We start from the raw sequence: 15,789 nt of genomic DNA, 5'->3' as shown, positions 1-15,789 counted from the left end.
CACTCCGCGCATCCGGCCACTCCGCCGATCTTGGAGTTGTGGTGCCTGACAAACGTCGCTACCCGGGCATCCTGGGCGCCACAACTCCAAGATCGACGGGCCGGGCCGGGCCGGGCCGGGCCGGGGCGGGCCCGGGGCGGGCCCGGGGCGGGCCCGGGGGTGTACTGCGTCAGCGCTTGTCGTCGTCCTCGCCGGGGGACTTCTCCTCCGGGGCGCCCGGCGCGGAGAAGTCGAAGTTCGCCAGCTCGTCGTCGAGATCGGTGCTGGTCGTGGCGAACGCCTCCGGCGCGGCGAAGTCGTCGTCGGAGGGCAGCAGGTCCGGGTGGCCCCAGATCGCGTCCCGGCCGGCGATGCCGCGGTGCTCGGTCAGCGCCGCCCACAGCACAGTGGCCTCGCGCAGCCGACGGGGCCGCAGTTCGAGACCGACGAGCGCGGCGAACGTCTGCTCGGCCGGGCCACCCGCGGCGCGGCGGCGGCGGAACGCCTCGCCGAGGCGTACGACGTTGGGGAGGCGGTCACCGGCGGCGCTGTCGACGACGTGGCAGACCCAGCCCTCGACCAGGGCGAGTACGGTCTCCAGCCGGGCCAGCGACGCCTTCTGCGCGGGAGTGTCCTCGGGCGTGAAGATGCCCTCCAGCGCGATCGCCTGCATCGACTCCGGGTCGGTCGGGTCGACCCGGCCCATCGCCTCCTCGATCGCCTCCCGGTTGACCCGGATGCCCGCGGCGTAGTTCTCCACCGCGGTCAGCACGTGCCCGCGCAGCCACGGCACGTGCTGGAACAGCCGCTGGTGGGCGGCCTCGCGCAGGGCCACGTAGAGGCGTACCTCGTCCTCGGGCAGCTCCAGGCCCTCGCCGTACGCCTTGATGTTGGCGGGGACGAGCGCGGCGGTGCCGGCGGGGCCGAGCGGCAGGCCGATGTCGCCGGCGGAGAGCACCTCGGCGGCGAGCGAGCCGAGCGCCTGGCCGAGCTGGCCGCCGAAGAGCGCGCCGCCCAGCGTGGCGACCATCGACTGCATCGGGCCGAGCTGGGCGCGGGCCTCCGGCGGCACCAGGTCGCCCATCGCGCCGACCATCCGGCTGGCGACCGGGTCGCAGAGCTTGCGCCACACGTCGAGCGTCTTGAAGATCCACTCGTTGCGGTTCCAGGCGACCGAGGTGCGGATGCCGGAGGGCCACGAGGTCGCCGGCTCCAGCCAGAGGTCGGCGATGCGCAGCGCCTCCTCGACCGCGTTGCGTTCGAACGGCGACACCGCCGGGTCGCCGGCGGCGGCGAGCTGGCTGGCGGCTACCTGCCGGGCGAGGTCCCAGTTGACCGGCCCGCTGCCCGGCGCCGAGAGCAGGTGCTGCAACTGCGACATGAACTGCTGCATCGCCGCGGGATCGTTGGGGTCCGGTGGTTGACCACCCGGGAGCGCGAAACCGAACGGAATATCAGGCACGACGTCTACGGTACGCGCGCCCCGCCGCAGGTCGTGCCACTCGGCGTTGCGCTGAGGGCGAAGTCCTCGGGTCACCGCGCCGGGCGGCGGGGCGCGGATCGGTACGCTCTGGCGCATGAGACGTCGCGGCGTGACCGTCCTGCTCGGTGCCCTGCTCACCGCACTGCTCAGCGTCGGTGTGCTGAGCGTGCCGCTGCCGTACGTGGTGCTCGGCCCGGGTCCGACGGTGAACACGCTGGGCAGCGAGGACGGCAAGGAGGTCATCCAGGTGACCGGCCGCGCGACGTCGACGTCCGCCGGTCAGCTCCGGCTCACCACGGTCGGCGTGCAGCCGACGGTGCGGCTCCGGTCGGCGCTGGCCGGATGGTTCTCCTCGGACGAGGCGGTGGTGCCGCGCGAGCTGGTCTACCCGCCGGGGCAGTCGCAGGAGGAGGTCGAGAAGCGCAACGCGGAGGACTTCCAGAACTCGCAGACCAGCGCCGAGACGGCGGCCCTGCGTGAGCTGGGCTACCCGATCAAGGTGCTGGTCAAGGCGGTCACGGCGGGCGGGCCGTCGGCCGACGTGCTGCGCCCCGACGACGTGCTCACCTCGGTCGACGGGGTGCCGGTGACGAGCGCGGCCAAGCTGACCGAGCTGATCCGGTCGAAGCCGGCCGGCACCGCGCTGCGGATCGGCTACACCCGCGGCGACACCCCCGGCACGGCCACGGTGACCAGCCAGGAGCAGGACGGCCGGCCGCGGATCGGCGTGGAGATCGACCAGCAGCAGCCGCACCCGTTCACCCTCAAGATCGACCTGGGGGACATCGGCGGGCCGAGCGCCGGGCTGATGTTCTCGCTCGGCATCATCGACAAGCTGGAGCCGGCCGACCTGACCGGCGGCAAGATCATCGCCGGTACCGGCACCATCGACGACGAGGGCCGCGTCGGCCCGATCGGCGGTATCGCGCAGAAGCTCGTCGGCGCCAAGGAGGCCGGCGCGAACGCGTTCCTGGTGCCCGCCGACAACTGCGCCGAGGCCGTCCGCAACCCGCAGCCGGGCCTGCCGATGCTGAAGGTCGCCACGCTGGACGAGGCATTGAAGGCACTCGAGGCGCTGCGTACCGGGGGGCAGCCGACGCGCTGCTGAACCGGCCGGGACCACGACTGCTGTGCCGATCGTGACGTGACCTTGACCCGACGTGCTCAGGATGACCCCGTACTCTTGGTGCCTGGTCGGAGCCGATCACATCGAGCGTGCGGAGCCAACAGTGGTCATGCGTAGCAGTCCCTTGCCGAGGATGAGCCGACGCGGACGCGTCACCATCGGTGTCCTGATCGGGGTGTTCGTCTTGTTCACCCTGCTCGGCTGGGGCGTCAACGCATGGACGGACTGGCTCTGGTTCAACGAGGTCCGCTACACCCAGGTCTTCACCGGCGTGCTCGCCACCCGGCTGCTGCTGTTCCTGGTGGTCGGCGTCGGCATGGCGCTGATCGTGGCCGGCAACCTCTGGCTCGCCTACCGGCTGCGACCCCGGATGCGCCCGCACTCGGCCGAGCAGGCCACGCTGGAGCGCTACCGGATGCTCCTGAGCCCTCGCCTCGGCACCTGGATCGCGCTCGCCGCCGCCGTCGTCGGACTGTTCGCCGGCCTGTCCGCGCAGAGCCGGTGGAGCCAGTGGCTGCTGTTCCGCAACGGCGGCGACTTCGGCGTGAAGGACCCCGAGTTCGGCATCGACGTCGGCTTCTACGTCTTCCAGCTCCCGTTCTGGCGCTACCTGCTCGGCGTCGGCTTCACCGCCGTCGTGCTGTCCCTGCTCGGCGCGCTCGCCGTGCACTACATCTTCGGCGGGGTGCGGCTGCAGGGCGTCGGCGACCGGATGACGAACGCCGCCCGCGCCCACCTCAGCTCGCTGGTCGCGTTCTTCGTGCTGCTCAAGGCCGTCGCGTACGTGCTGGACCGGCGGGCCATGCTGCTGGAGTACAACGACAGCGCCAAGCTCTACGGCGCCGGCTACGCCGACGTCAACGCGCTGCTGCCGGCGAAGGAGATCCTCGCCTGGATCTCCGTCCTGGTGGCGCTGGCGATCATCGTGTTCTCCAACGCGGTCATGCGGAACCTGGTCTGGCCGGGCATCTCGCTCGCCCTGCTCGGCGTCTCCGCGGTCGCGATCGGCGGCATCTACCCGTGGGCCGTGCAGACGTTCGAGGTCAAGCCGAGCGCCCGGGACAAGGAAGCGCCGTACATCGAACGCAGCATCAAGGCCACCCGCACCGCGTTCGGCCTCGAGGGCACGAAGACCACACCGTACGCGGCGAGCAACCTCGTTCCACCCGCCAGCCTGGCCACCGACACCTCGGTGGTGCAGAACATCCGGCTGCTCGACCCGCAGCTGGTCTCCGAGACGTACACCCAGCTCCAGCAGGTACGTGGCTTCTACGACTTCGGCTCGAAGCTGGACATCGACAGGTACTCGGTCAAGGACAAGACCTCCGACTACGTGGTCGGCGTCCGTGAGATCAACTACGGCGAGCTGACCGACCAGCAGAGCAACTGGATCAACCGCCACACCGTCTACACCCACGGGTACGGCCTGGTGGCCGCCCCGGCGAACCAGGTGGTCTGCGGCGGTCAGCCGTACTTCGTCTCCGGCTTCCTGGGTGAGAAGGCGCAGGAGGCGTGTTCCTCGCCGGCCGAGGAGATCCCGGCCCAGCAGCCGCGGATCTACTACGGCGAGCGGATGGAGCCCGGGGACTACGCGATCGTCGGCCAGAACGGCGACCGCAACGTCGAGTTCGACCGGCCCACCTCCACCGGTGGCGAGCAGTACTACACCTACAGCGGCGAGGGTGGCGTCAAGATCGGTTCGTTCCCGCGCCGCCTGCTCTACTCGATCAAGGAGCAGGAGCCGAACTTCCTGCTCTCCGAGGCGGTCAACGAGAACTCGAAGCTGCTCTACGTGCGCAACCCGCGTGACCGGGTGGAGAAGGTCGCCCCGTTCCTCACGCTCGACGGCGACCCGTACCCGGCGGTCGTGAACGGCCGGGTCCTGTGGATCATCGACGGCTACACCACGGCGGCGACCTACCCGTACGCCGAGCGGGTCAACCTCCAGGCGGAGACCGCCGACGAGCTGACCGGCCGGGGCACGTTCCAGCTCGCCCGGGAGAACGTCAACTACATCCGCAACTCGGTGAAGGCGACTGTCGACGCCTACGACGGCACGGTCAAGCTCTACTCGTACGACGACACCGACCCGGTCCTCAAGGCGTGGAACAAGGCGTTCGGCGGTGACCTGGTGCTGCCCAAGGGCGACATCCCGGCCGAGCTGGCCGAGCACTTCCGCTACCCGGCGGACATGTTCAAGGTGCAGCGCAACCTGCTCACCAAGTTCCACGTCACCGACCCCGGCGACTTCTACTCCGGCCAGGACTTCTGGCAGGTGCCGAACGTGCCGGACGCGCCGGACAGCGGGCAGAAGCAGCCGCCGTACTACCTCTTCACCCAGTTCCCCGGGCAGGAGGGGCCACGCTTCCAGCTGACCTCCGCGGTCACTCCGAACGGGCGGCAGAACCTCGCCGCGCTGGTCTCCGGCTCGTACGTCGACGGCAAGCCACAGCTGGAGGTGCTGGAGCTGCCGGACCAGACCCGGATCTCCGGGCCGACGCAGGTGCACCAGCAGATGACGAACAACGGCGACATCCGGCAGCAGCTCAACCTGCTCTCCTCGAACCAGGCCCAGGTGCAGTACGGCAACCTGCTCTCGCTGCCGTTCGCCGACGGCATGCTCTACGTCGAGCCGGTCTACGTGAAGAGCAGCAACCAGGACGCGTACCCGCTGCTGCAGAAGGTGCTGCTCTCCTACGGTGACGGCGGCTCGTACGTGGTGCTCGCCAACAACCTCAACGACGGCATCAAGCAGCTCGTCGAACAGGGCAAGCGGGCGCCGAACAACAACCCGCCGCCGAGCACCGACGACAACGAGACGCCGACGCCGACGCCGACGCCGACCGGGGGTGACAACAACACCCCGCCGGCGACCGGCGAACTGGCCCAGGCGGCGGCCCGGGTGCAGACCGCGATCAGCGAGGTCAAGGCCGCGCAGGCGTCCGGCGACTTCGAGCGGTACGGGCGCGCGCTGAAGGCGCTGGACGAGGCGATGAGCGCGTTCCAGCAGGCACAGTCCGCGGCCGGCGGCTCGGGCAACCCGGCGCCGTCGGGCAGCGCCTCACCGCCGGCGCCCACGTCGCCCGCGCCCACGCCGAGCGGCTGACGCCGAGCCGACACCACGAGCCCGTGGTCCGGGACCGCAACGGTCACCCGGACCCCGGGCTCGTGTCGTCTTCCGGACTCCCCGCCCGCAACCCCGGACCGCACTGCGCCGTCAACAGTGCAGGTGGACGTGTGGGGGCGGGAGGGCACATGCGGGACGCGAACAGCTTCGACGACTTCTACCGCAGCACGTCGGGGCGGGCCATCCGGTACGGATACGCGGTGGCCGGCGACCCGGCCGAGGCCCAGGACCTCGTGCAGGAGGCGTACGCGCGGGCCTGGCGGCAGTGGGCGAAGCTCGCCGCCCATCCCGCTCCGGAGGCGTGGCTGCGGCTGGTGATCAGCCGGCTGGCGGCCGACCGGTTCCGGCGGCTGCGCGGGTGGCGCCTCGCGGCCAGCCGCACCGGGCCGCCGCCCGACGTCGGGCCGCCGGGCGAGGACACCGTGCTGCTGGTCGGGGCGCTGCGGCAGCTTCCGCCCCGGCACCGGCAGGCGCTCGCCCTGCACTACCTGTTCGACCTGCCGGTGGAGGAGATCGCCCGGGAGGCCGGGGTTCCCGCCGGCACTGTGAAGTCCTGGCTGTCCCGGGGACGGGCCCGGCTGGCCGAGCTGTTGCCCGGCGTCGCCGCCGAGGAGCTGGAGGTCAACGATGTCGCCTGAACTGCACCGCTACTACCGGTCCCTCGCCGCCGACACGGACGAGCGGGTGCTGCCGGCGCCGGACCGGCTGCGCCGCAGCGCCGACCGCTGGGCCCGCCGCCGGGCCGCGCTGACCGTCCTGGCCGCCGCCGGGCTGGTCGCGGGCACGGTGGCCGGCAGCCAGCTGGTGCTCGCCGCCGGGCCGGGCCCCGACCCGGCTCCACCGCCCGCGGGTACGCCCACCCCGCGGCCGTCGTCCGTCGCGCCTTCGGTCGTGCCGTCGTCGCCGCCCCCGCCGTCGCCGTCCGTCGGCCGTACCCCCGGCTCGCGGAGCCCGGCCGTGACCACCACGCCTCCGGCCGCGGCGACCCCGACCACGATCCCGGACCGGGCGTTCTTCGTGCTGCCCGCCGCGAACGACGCCGGTACCGGCAACTACTTCGGCCCGGGGCCGGTGCTGCCGGTGCTCTGCGGCGCGAGCCCCGGCGACGAGCGGGTGGTGGCGCGGCGGGCCCGGTCGCTGCCGTACCGGCGGGCCGGGGCCTCGGCCGACGAGGTGCCGTCGGGCAACTACCGGCACAGCATCACGATCTACCGGTCCGGCGGCGCCGGCGCCGCGCTGGCCGAGCTGCGCGCGGCGGTGCGGGCCTGCCCCGAGCAGCCCGCCCGGGGTACGCCGCCGGTGACGGTGCGGCAGCGTCTGCTGCCCGACAGCGGGTACGGCGACGAGTCGGTGCTGTTCGAGACGCGGACGCCGTACCGGGACGCGAACGGCGATCCGAGCGGCGGCGACGAGGTGCACCTGATCCGGGCGGTCCGCGTCGGTGACGTGGTGTCGCTGCTGTGGGAGCAGGGCTGGGAGAGCACCTCGACCGAGCGCGCCCAGTTCGACGCGGACAGCCGCCGGGCGGTCGAGGCGGTCCGGCGGTGGCTGGAGTGAGTACCCGTTTTGCGCCTCCCCGGGTCGGTGCGCTACGGTTGTCGAGCCGACGCGGGGTGGAGCAGCTCGGTAGCTCGCTGGGCTCATAACCCAGAGGTCGCAGGTTCAAATCCTGTCCCCGCTACTCGTGACGAAGGGCCCCGGAGTTCTCTCCGGGGCCCTTCGCCGTTTCCGCCTGCCGCCGGTCCGCGCGGGCCGGCGGCAGGATCGGGGACCCGGCTGATCTCCGGGATCGGAGTGCGATAAGCTTTACGAGCCGACGCGGGGTGGAGCAGCTCGGTAGCTCGCTGGGCTCATAACCCAGAGGTCGCAGGTTCAAATCCTGTCCCCGCTACTCGTGACGAAGGGCCCCGGAATTCTTTCCGGGGCCCTTCGCCGTGTCCGGCGACATCCGCCCTCATCCGCCGTGCCCCGGTTGCGGGTCTCGGCGAGGATGGGGGGCATGTCTGCATGGAACAAGTGGTGGGGCCGCCTGGGCGCGGTCCTCGGTACGGTCGTGCTCTCGGTGTTCGTGCCGGTCGCGGCCTGGGCGTCGTCGGGCACCGGCGAGATCGTGGTGGAGGCGGCGCGCCGGCGCGGCCGCGGCGGGTTCGGCTTCCTCGGCCTGCTCTGCTGCCTCGTGGTGGTCGGCGGCATCGTCCTGCTGGTGCTGCTGCTCACACGCGGACGCCGCAACCGCCCCCCGCGCTGACCCCCGGGCCCGCCCGCCCCGGCTGATCATGAAGTTGGCGGTGCGCCGCGTCCGATTTGTCGCCGCCAACCTCATGATCACCGGGCAGGGCGGTCGGTCGGGCGCGGCGGGCGGGTCAGCTCGCCAGGGCGGCGTTGGCTTGGGCCATGAAGCGCGAGGTGGCGGTGCGGGCGCCGGAGCGCTTGCCGCGGATGCTCTCGGCCGCGTCGATCAGCAGGGTGCGGACCTTGGCGTGTCCCTTGGGCGGCGGCGCGGGTGACGGACCGGCCAGCCCGTCCAGTTCGGCGCCGAGCGCGGCCATGCGCTTCTCGGACCGGTCGGTCAGCTCGCCGGCGACGAACGAGCGCACCTGCTTGCTGGCGTTGAGGCCGCGCTCCACGCCGAGGAGCCGGCCGGCCGCCACGTTCGTGGTCAGGAAGTCGATCACGTTCGCCACCACCTCCGGGTGGCGGGTGCCCTGGAAGCCGGCCCAGTACATCGACGCCCGGGGCCACTGGGCGGCGGGCGTGCCCGGAAAGGCCACCGCCGCCAGCTCGTCGTCGGTCAGGCGTTGCAGCTCCGGCAACTGGTGCGACCAGGCGAACGAGGCCGCGGTGTGCCCGGTGACCACGAGCTGGCGGGCCAGCTCGCCGCTGTCCGCCTGCTCGACCAGCGCGGCGCTCGGGGTGGCCCGGCCGAAGCGGGCCACCTCCCAGAACTCGAACCAGTCGAGCAGCTCGGCCGAGCTGAAACCGAGCTGCCGCCCCCGGTACATCTCGCTGCCCTGGCCGCGCAGCCACAGCCAGAGCGCCCGGTAGTCGCCGGAGGCGTCCATGGTGCCGGCCACCCGGTTGCCGGAGGCGCGGGTCACGCGGGCGGCCCAGGCGACGTATTCCTTCCAGGACATCCCGGTGCGCGGCTCGGGCTGGCCCAGCCGGCGCAGCAGCGCGCGGTTGAACACCAGCGCCGCGCTGGTCTGCGCGGCCGCCACGCCCACGGTCCGCTCGTCCACCTGGCCGTAGCGGGCCAGCTGCGCCGGCACCTCGCGCAGGTCGATCCGCCCGTCGGCGGCGTACGGGCTGAGGTCGAGCAGGATGTCCCGGCCGGCGTACTCGGCGAGCAGCGTGTCGTCGATCTGGAACAGGTCCGGCGGGTTGCCGCCGGTGGCCTGGGTGGCCAGCCGGTCGTAGTAGCCGCTCAACCCCTGCCAGGTGACCCGGAAGCTGACCCGGGGGTTCTGCTGCGAGTACAGGCGCAGCGCCTGCTCGGTGGCCGCCGCCCGCCGGTCGCCGCCCCACCAGAACACCGACAGCTCGACCGGGCCGTCGTCGACGGCAGCCTCCTCCGGGCTGCACCCGGCCAGTGCCGGCAGCCCGCCGCCGAGCAGCGGCAGCCCGGCGAGCGCGCCGAGAAGCCGTCGCCGGTCCAGGCCGGGACGGGGTACGGACTGCGCAGCGGGCACGGATCTCTCTCCGAACGTCGGTGGACGGATCATTTCACCGGCCCCTACGGCGGGGTGTCAACGCCGGGCGGGACCTCCGGTGGGCGCGCCGGGCGGCCCCCGCCGGTCATGGTGTACTAGCGCCGTGGAACTTCTGCATTCGGGCAAGGTCCGGGACGTCTACGCCGACGGCGAGGACCTGATCCTGGTCGCCACCGACCGCGTCTCCATCTACGACGTGGTGCTGCCGACCCCGATCCCGGACAAGGGCCGCCTGCTCACCGCGCTGTCGCTGTGGTGGTTCGAGCAGCTGTCCGACCTGGTGCCGAACCACGTGATCTCGGCGACGGACGTGCCGGCGGAGTTCGCCGGCCGGGCGATCCGCTGCCGCCGGCTGGACATGGTGCCGGTCGAGTGCGTGGCCCGGGGCTACCTGACCGGCGGCGGCTTCGCCGAGTACCAGCGCACCGGCTCGGTCTCCGGGGTGCCGCTGCCGCGCGGCCTGGTCGAGGCGTCGATCCTGCCCGAGCCGATCTTCACGCCGTCGACGAAGGCGCCGAAGGGCGAGCACGACGAGCCGATCACGTACGAGCAGGTGGTCGACAAGGTCGGCCCGGAGGTCGCGGAGCGGCTGCGGCAGATCACCATCGACGTCTACCGGCGCGGCGCGGAGATCGCCGCCGAGCGGGGCATCCTGATCGCGGACACGAAGCTGGAGCTGGGCTGGGCGGCGGACGGCACGCTGGTTCTCGGCGACGAGGTGCTCACCTCCGACTCGTCCCGGTTCTGGCCGGCCGAGTCGTACCAGCCGGGCCGCGCCCAGTTCTCCTACGACAAGCAGTACGTGCGGGACTGGGCCACGTCCAGCGGCTGGGACAAGCAGCCGCCCGCGCCCGAGGTGCCGGCCGAGGTGATCGAGGCGACCCGGGCCCGCTACGTCGAGGTGTACGAGAAACTCACCGGCAACCGCTGGGACTGACGCTCACTCGGCCCAGTCGAGCGTGCGCTCGACCGCCTTGTGCCACTGGCGCAGCTCACGCTCCCGGTGCGCCGGGTCCATCGTCGACTCCCACTGCGCGTCCGAACGCCACTTCTCGCGCAGCGTGGCCAGGTCCGGCCAGAACCCGACGGCCAGGCCGGCGGCGTACGCGGCGCCGAGACACGTCGTCTCGGTGATCCGGGACCGTACGACCGGCACGGCCAGCACATCGGCGAGGAACTGCATGAGCAGCTCGTTGCCGGTCATCCCGCCGTCGACCCGCAGCCGGCGCAGAGCCACGTCGGAGTCGGCGTTCATCGCGTCGACCACCTCGCGGGTCTGGAACGCGGACGCCTCCAGCACCGCGCGGGCCAGATGCCCCTTGGTGATGTAGCCGGTCAGCCCGGCGATCACGCCCCGGGCGTCGCTGCGCCAGTGCGGGGCGAACAGGCCGGAGAAGGCCGGCACCACGTAGCAGCCGCCGTTGTCGTCGACGGTGCGGGCCAGCTCCTCGACCTGCGGGGCGGAGGAGATCAGGCCGAGATTGTCGCGCAGCCACTGCACCAGCGAGCCGGTGACCGCGATGGCGCCCTCCAGCGCGTACACAGCGGGCTGGCCCTCGATCCGGTACGCCACGGTGGTGAGCAGGCCGTGCCGCGACGGCACCGGGCTGGCCCCGGTGTTGAGCAGCAGGAAGCTGCCGGTGCCGTAGGTGCACTTGGCCTCGCCGGGCTGGAAGCAGGTCTGCCCGAACAACGCGGCCTGCTGGTCGCCGAGCGCGCTCGCCACCGGCACCCCGGCCAGCACCCCCTGCGCGGTGCCGTACACCTCGGCCGAGCTGCGGATCTCGGGCAGCACGGCGGCCGGGACGCGCAGCGCGTCGAGCAGCTCCGGGTCCCAGTCGAGCGTCTCCAGGTCCATCAGCATGGTGCGGCTGGCGTTCGTCACGTCGGTGACGTGCCGGCCGGTCAGCTTCCAGATCAGCCAGCTGTCCATGGTGCCGAACAGCACCTCGCCGCGCTCGGCCCGCTCGCGCAGCCCGTCGACGTGGTCGAGCAGCCAGCGCAGCTTCGGCCCGGCGAAGTAGGTGGCCGGGGTCAGGCCGGTGCGGGCCCGCAGCCGCTCCTGGTCGTACGTCTCGGTCAGCTCCCGCAGCAGCGGGCCGGTGCGGGTGTCCTGCCAGACGATCGCGTTCGCCACCGGGCGGCCGGTCTCCCGGTCCCACACCACAGTGGTCTCCCGCTGGTTCGTGATGCCCACCGCGGCCAGCGACTCGGTGCCGATGTCGGCGCTGGCCAGCGCCTCGCGGACCACGTGCTCGACGTTCGTCCAGATCTCCTCGGCGTCGTGCTCCACCCAGCCCGGCCGGGGGAAGATCTGCCGGTGCTCGCGCTGGGCCACGGCGACGATCTCGCCGGCCCGGTCGAAGACGATGCAGCGCGACGACGTGGTGCCCTGGTCGATGGCGGCGACGAACTCTGCGGTCACGGCAGCACCGTACCCGCCGCGAGTGTCCACCGTCTCCTCCCGGCGGCCCGTACGATCATCAGACGTGCGTGACATTGCCGTGTTCAGCGGGTCGGCCCATCCGGTCCTCGCCGCCGAGATCTGCGCCCACCTCCACGTCCCGTTGCATCCGGTGCGGGTGTCCCGGTTCGCCAACGACTGCCTGGAGGTGCAGTTGCAGGCGAACTGCCGGGAGCGCGACGTCTTCCTCATCCAGCCGCTGGTGCCGCCGGTGCAGGAGCACCTGGTCGAGCTGCTGCTCATGATCGACGCGGCCCGGGGCGCGTCGGCCGCCCGGATCACAGTGGTGCTGCCGCACTACGCGTACGCCCGGTCGGACAAGAAGGACGCGCCGCGCATCTCCATCGGCGGCCGACTCGTCGCCGACCTGCTCACCTCCGCCGGCGCGCACCGGGTGCTGGCCATGACGCTGCACTCGCCGCAGGTGCACGGCTTCTTCAGCGTCCCGGTGGACCACCTGCACGCGCTGCGGGAGCTGGCCGCCCACTTCAAGGGGCACGACCTGGGCAACGCGGTGGTGGTCTCGCCGGACCTGGGCAACGCCAAGGAGGCCGCCGCGTTCGCCCGGATGCTGGGTACGCCGGTGGCGGCCGGCGCGAAGCAGCGCTTCAGCGACGACCGGGTGCAGATCAGCACGATCATCGGCGACGTGACGGACCGGGACGTGATCGTGCTGGACGACGAGATCGCCAAGGGCAGCACCGTGATCGAGCTGATCTCGCACCTGCGCGAGCGGCGGGTCCGTTCGATCCGGCTGGCCTGTACGCACGGCCTGTTCTCCAGCGGGGCGCTGGAGCGGCTCAGCGGGCAGGAGGGCGTACTGGAGATCGTCTGCACCAACACCGTGCCGATCCCGGCGGAGAAGCGGGTGCCGAAGCTGGAGGTGCTGTCGGTGGCGCCGGCTCTGGCCGAGGCGATGCGGCGGATCCACAACGGGGAGTCGGTCAGCGCCCTGTTCGCCTGACGGTGGCGAGCGCGGCGGTGATCCGGACGACGGTGCCGGCGTCGCCGGTCTCCACCTCCATCGTGTCGCTCAGCTCCCGGGCCAGCCAGAGGCCCCAGCCGCCGGCGGTGTCCGGCGCCGGCCGGTCACGGTCGCGCAGCCGCCGCTCGCTGATCCCGGGCCCGTGGTCGGCGACCTGGCAGACCAGCTCGCCGTCGCGCTGCCAGAGTCGCAACCAGCCCTGCCCGCCGCCGTGCCGCACCGCGTTGGTGATCAGCTCGTTGACCGCCAGCACGAAGTCGTCCAGCCGTTGACCGGACAGGCCGGAGTCCTGCGCGCAGGAGGTCACCGAGTGCCGCAGCTCGGTCACCTGCGCCTGACCGAAGGCCGTGGCGAGAAGGAGGGAAGGTTCGATGGGCACAACCGTACGCGGTGCGGGGAGTTCTGCGTCTGTCATGACCCCGTCCCGACGATGGCTCTCGACGACTTTCGCGGCATTTCAACCGTACGTCAGGGTTTCTCAGGCCGCACCGGCCGGGGTCCCCTCGACCGGCTGTGACAGGGTGACGCACATGCCGTCGTCCTCCGGCCTCGAGGGCCCGTTCTGGCGCTCCATCGCGGTGTTCCGGTTCGCCGCGCTCGCGTACGTCGGGCTGGTCGTGCTGCGCGACGCGGACCGCTACGCGCACCCGGTCGCCGCGGGCGGCGTCCTGCTGGCGATGCTGGCCTGGAGCGGCGTGACGGCGGCCGGCTACGGCCGCCCGGCCGGGCGGCGCTGGCCGCTGCTGCTGGCCGACCTCGGCGTGGTGCTGGCGATCATCCTGGTCACGCCCTGGGTGGTCGGGCGCGCGGCGCTCGCCGCCGGCGTGCCGATGCTGACCGCCGCCTGGCTGGCCGGGCCGGTGCTCGCCTGGGCGGTCTCCGGCGGGCGGCGGCGCGGCGCGGTGGCCGCGCTGGTGCTCGGCGGCGCCGACCTCGCCACCCGGGACCGGATCAGCCCGTCCGCGCTGACCGGGGCGATCCTGATGTTGCTCGCCGGTGTGGTGGTCGGGCACGTGGCGCGGCTGGCGGTGCAGGCGGAGGAGCGGTTGCAGCGGGCGGTGGAACTGGAGGCGGCGACCCGGGAACGGGAGCGGCTGGCCCGCGACATCCACGACTCCGTGCTCCAGGTGCTCGCGCTGGTCCGGCGGCGCGGCGCGGACCTGGACGGCGAGGCGGCCGAGCTGGCCCGGCTGGCCGGCGAGCAGGAGGCCGCGCTGCGGGCGCTCATCGGCCGGGCGGGCGCGCCGCCGGACCCGGCCGGGGCCGAGCAGGACCTGCGCGACCTGATCGACAGGTACGCCTCGGCCACCGTCGTGGTGTCCGCGCCCGCCACCCCGGTGCCGCTGCCCGCGCGGACCGCCGGTGAGCTGGGCGCGGCGGTCGGCGCGGCGCTGGACAACGTGGCCCGGCACGCCGGTGGCCGGGCCTGGGTGCTGATCGAGGACGAGGAGGAGACGGTGACCGTCTCGGTACGCGACGAGGGGCCGGGCATCCCGGACGGGCGGCTGGCGGAGGCCGCCGCGCAGGGGCGGCTCGGGGTGGCGCAGTCCATCCGGGGCCGGGTGGCCGACCTGGGCGGCGAGGTGCGGATCGCGTCCGCGCCGGGCGCCGGCACCGAGATCGAGCTGATCGTGCCGAGGAGCCGCGGGTGAGCATCCGGGTGATGGTGGTCGACGACCACCCGATGTGGCGCGAGGGCGTGGCCCGCGACCTCACCGAGGCGGGTCACCAGGTGGTGGCGACCAGCGGCGAGGGGCGGCAGGCGGTACGGGTGGCCGCGGCGGCCCGCCCCGACCTGGTCGTGCTCGACCTCCAGCTGCCGGACATCTCCGGCGTCGAGGTGATCCGGGGGCTGCGCGCGGCGTTGCCCGAGGTGCGGGTGCTGATGCTCTCGGCCAGCGGCGAGCCGCAGGGCGTGCTGGACGCGGTCAAGGCCGGCGCCACCGGCTACCTGGTCAAGTCGGCCGCCCCGGCGGAGTTCCTGGACGCGGTGCGCCGTACGGCGGCCGGCGAGCCGGTGTTCACGCCGGGCCTGGCCGGCCTGGTGCTGGGGGAGTACCGGCGGCTGGCCGCGGCGCCGCCCGCCCCGGACGACGACGCACCCCGGCTCACCGAGCGGGAGACCGAGGTGCTGCGCCTGGTCGCCAAGGGGCTGTCCTACAAGCAGATCGCCGACCGGCTGGGCCTGTCCCACCGGACCGTGCAGAACCACGTGCAGAACACCCTGGGCAAGCTCCAGTTGCACAACCGGGTCGAGCTGACCCGGTACGCCATCGAGCGGGGCCTGGACGGCTAGCTAGCGGGCGTCCGGCGGGCGGGTCTCGTGCACCGCCAGCTCCTCCGCGCTGGCCCCGCCACCGGCCGCGCCCGCGTCGTAGGCGACGTTGTCGGTCTCCTGGTCGGTGTGCGCGCCCTCGTCCGGCTCGACCAGCCGGCCCACCTGGTGGTCGGCGACGGTGCCGAGCTGACCGTGGTCGTACACGGAGACGGGGGAGTCCGGGTCGGATACCGGGCCCGGGTCGATCACGTCGGCGTCGAGCTGGGCCTGCGCGGCGGCCTCCTCGCTGTCCGCCTCGGCGGCGATGTCCGGGTCGACCGGGCCGGCCAGCGGGTCGTCGGCGGGACGCTCGTACTGCTCGCGCTGGAGCTTGTAGTCCAGCGACTCGCCGTCGAGCTGCTCCTCCGCCGTGGTGCCGAACTCGTCCACCGCGACCGGCGTGCGGTCGCCGGGGAGCTGGGCCGGCTCGGGGCCGTCCGCCTCGCGCCCGGTCAGCACGTCGTCGTTGGCGGTGGAGTCGTCGTCGGCGGTGTCGGGCAGGCCCGCCGCCTCGGGATCGGACACGGGGGTGGGGTACTCGTCGTCGCGCATGCTCGGGAACTACCCACTGCGCTCCCCGCCCTAACCGCAACCGGCC

Annotated in this window: 14 protein-coding genes and 2 tRNA genes; 11 read left to right on the top strand and 5 right to left on the bottom strand. The window is 73.0% G+C overall.

Going from position 1 to position 15,789, the window contains the following annotated elements:
* Positions 1–169 precede the first annotated feature (169 nt).
* Positions 170–1,441, bottom strand: a complete 1,272-nt coding sequence (locus J3R08_RS26535) for a zinc-dependent metalloprotease (RefSeq protein WP_082931089.1) — start codon at positions 1,439–1,441, stop codon at positions 170–172.
* A 115-nt stretch (positions 1,442–1,556) separates the two neighbouring features.
* Here J3R08_RS26535 and J3R08_RS26530 point away from each other — a divergent pair, with 115 nt between their 5' ends.
* The 7 genes from J3R08_RS26530 (at position 1,557) to J3R08_RS26500 (ending at position 7,963) form a co-directional block, all read left to right on the top strand.
* The gene (locus tag J3R08_RS26530) at positions 1,557–2,570 is read left to right on the top strand and encodes a PDZ domain-containing protein (RefSeq protein WP_205798149.1); all 1,014 of its coding nucleotides are present in this window, start codon (positions 1,557–1,559) and stop codon (positions 2,568–2,570) included.
* A 127-nt stretch (positions 2,571–2,697) separates the two neighbouring features.
* On the top strand, positions 2,698–5,694 hold the full coding sequence (locus J3R08_RS26525; protein ID WP_222949565.1) for a UPF0182 family protein: 2,997 nt from the start codon (positions 2,698–2,700) through the stop codon (positions 5,692–5,694).
* Positions 5,695–5,843: 149 nt separating this feature from the next.
* On the top strand, positions 5,844–6,353 hold the full coding sequence (locus tag J3R08_RS26520) for an RNA polymerase sigma factor (protein WP_043328470.1): 510 nt from the start codon (positions 5,844–5,846) through the stop codon (positions 6,351–6,353).
* A complete protein-coding gene (locus tag J3R08_RS26515; RefSeq protein ID WP_209963115.1) occupies positions 6,343–7,272 on the top strand; it encodes a hypothetical protein in 930 nt (309 codons plus the stop codon). Before J3R08_RS26520 ends, J3R08_RS26515 begins: the two co-directional genes overlap by 11 nt.
* Positions 7,273–7,322: 50 nt before the next feature.
* Positions 7,323–7,396 (top strand) — tRNA-Met (locus tag J3R08_RS26510).
* A gap of 136 nt (positions 7,397–7,532) precedes the next feature.
* Positions 7,533–7,606 (top strand) — tRNA-Met (locus J3R08_RS26505).
* Positions 7,607–7,714: 108 nt separating this feature from the next.
* Positions 7,715–7,963: a hypothetical protein gene (locus tag J3R08_RS26500; RefSeq protein ID WP_043328474.1), complete on the top strand. Its 249-nt coding sequence runs from the start codon at positions 7,715–7,717 to the stop codon at positions 7,961–7,963.
* A 115-nt stretch (positions 7,964–8,078) separates the two neighbouring features.
* On the opposite strand, the gene J3R08_RS26495 is transcribed toward J3R08_RS26500, so the two are convergent.
* Positions 8,079–9,404 carry an ABC transporter substrate-binding protein gene (locus J3R08_RS26495; protein ID WP_166457203.1) on the bottom strand — a complete coding sequence of 442 codons (1,326 nt, stop codon included), beginning with the start codon at positions 9,402–9,404 and terminating at the stop codon, positions 8,079–8,081.
* A gap of 124 nt (positions 9,405–9,528) precedes the next feature.
* Here J3R08_RS26495 and J3R08_RS26490 point away from each other — a divergent pair, with 124 nt between their 5' ends.
* Positions 9,529–10,362 (top strand): phosphoribosylaminoimidazolesuccinocarboxamide synthase, encoded by an 834-nt coding sequence (locus tag J3R08_RS26490; protein ID WP_043328477.1) that lies wholly within the window; start codon positions 9,529–9,531, stop codon positions 10,360–10,362.
* A 3-nt stretch (positions 10,363–10,365) separates the two neighbouring features.
* Here J3R08_RS26490 and glpK read toward each other — a convergent pair whose 3' ends face one another.
* Positions 10,366–11,850: a glycerol kinase GlpK gene (gene glpK / locus J3R08_RS26485; protein ID WP_209963113.1), complete on the bottom strand. Its 1,485-nt coding sequence runs from the start codon at positions 11,848–11,850 to the stop codon at positions 10,366–10,368.
* 64 nt (positions 11,851–11,914) lie between these two features.
* Between glpK and J3R08_RS26480 the strand changes: the two genes are divergently transcribed.
* Complete coding sequence (locus J3R08_RS26480) at positions 11,915–12,853, top strand: ribose-phosphate pyrophosphokinase (protein WP_069087346.1); 939 nt, start codon at positions 11,915–11,917, stop codon at positions 12,851–12,853.
* Here the strand turns inward: J3R08_RS26480 and J3R08_RS26475 are convergent.
* Positions 12,834–13,289 (bottom strand): ATP-binding protein, encoded by a 456-nt coding sequence (locus J3R08_RS26475; RefSeq protein ID WP_043328481.1) that lies wholly within the window; start codon positions 13,287–13,289, stop codon positions 12,834–12,836. The genes J3R08_RS26480 and J3R08_RS26475 overlap by 20 nt on opposite strands.
* Before the next feature lie 115 nt (positions 13,290–13,404).
* Between J3R08_RS26475 and macS the strand changes: the two genes are divergently transcribed.
* Both macS and J3R08_RS26465 read left to right on the top strand, forming a co-directional pair.
* The gene (gene macS, locus J3R08_RS26470; protein WP_064447892.1) at positions 13,405–14,526 is read left to right on the top strand and encodes a MacS family sensor histidine kinase; all 1,122 of its coding nucleotides are present in this window, start codon (positions 13,405–13,407) and stop codon (positions 14,524–14,526) included.
* Between the two features lie 11 nt (positions 14,527–14,537).
* A complete protein-coding gene (locus J3R08_RS26465; RefSeq protein ID WP_176722742.1) occupies positions 14,538–15,170 on the top strand; it encodes a response regulator transcription factor in 633 nt (210 codons plus the stop codon).
* Here the strand turns inward: J3R08_RS26465 and J3R08_RS26460 are convergent, their stop codons facing one another.
* Entirely contained in the window at positions 15,171–15,743 is a 573-nt protein-coding gene (locus J3R08_RS26460; RefSeq protein ID WP_043328485.1) for a DUF5709 domain-containing protein, read from the bottom strand.
* Between the last annotated feature and the right edge of the window lie 46 nt (positions 15,744–15,789).

Source organism: Micromonospora sp. HB375 (genome assembly GCF_017872985.1).
Classification (GTDB): Bacteria; Actinomycetota; Actinomycetes; order Mycobacteriales; family Micromonosporaceae; genus Micromonospora; species Micromonospora chalcea.
The sequence above is the reverse complement of the archived record's forward strand: the minus strand, read 5'-3'. Positions and strand labels throughout refer to the sequence as shown.

Coding starts and splice junctions, on each gene's coding strand:
- J3R08_RS26530 (WP_205798149.1), top strand. CDS start 1,557: ATGAGACGTCGCGGCGTGACCGTCCTGCTCGGTGCCCTGCTCACCGCA.
- macS (WP_064447892.1), top strand. CDS start 13,405: ATGCCGTCGTCCTCCGGCCTCGAGGGCCCGTTCTGGCGCTCCATCGCG.
- J3R08_RS26520 (WP_043328470.1), top strand. CDS start 5,844: ATGCGGGACGCGAACAGCTTCGACGACTTCTACCGCAGCACGTCGGGG.
- J3R08_RS26500 (WP_043328474.1), top strand. CDS start 7,715: ATGTCTGCATGGAACAAGTGGTGGGGCCGCCTGGGCGCGGTCCTCGGT.
- J3R08_RS26475 (WP_043328481.1), bottom strand. CDS start 13,289: ATGACAGACGCAGAACTCCCCGCACCGCGTACGGTTGTGCCCATCGAA.
- J3R08_RS26460 (WP_043328485.1), bottom strand. CDS start 15,743: ATGCGCGACGACGAGTACCCCACCCCCGTGTCCGATCCCGAGGCGGCG.
- J3R08_RS26515 (WP_209963115.1), top strand. CDS start 6,343: ATGTCGCCTGAACTGCACCGCTACTACCGGTCCCTCGCCGCCGACACG.
- J3R08_RS26465 (WP_176722742.1), top strand. CDS start 14,538: ATGGTGGTCGACGACCACCCGATGTGGCGCGAGGGCGTGGCCCGCGAC.
- J3R08_RS26525 (WP_222949565.1), top strand. CDS start 2,698: ATGCGTAGCAGTCCCTTGCCGAGGATGAGCCGACGCGGACGCGTCACC.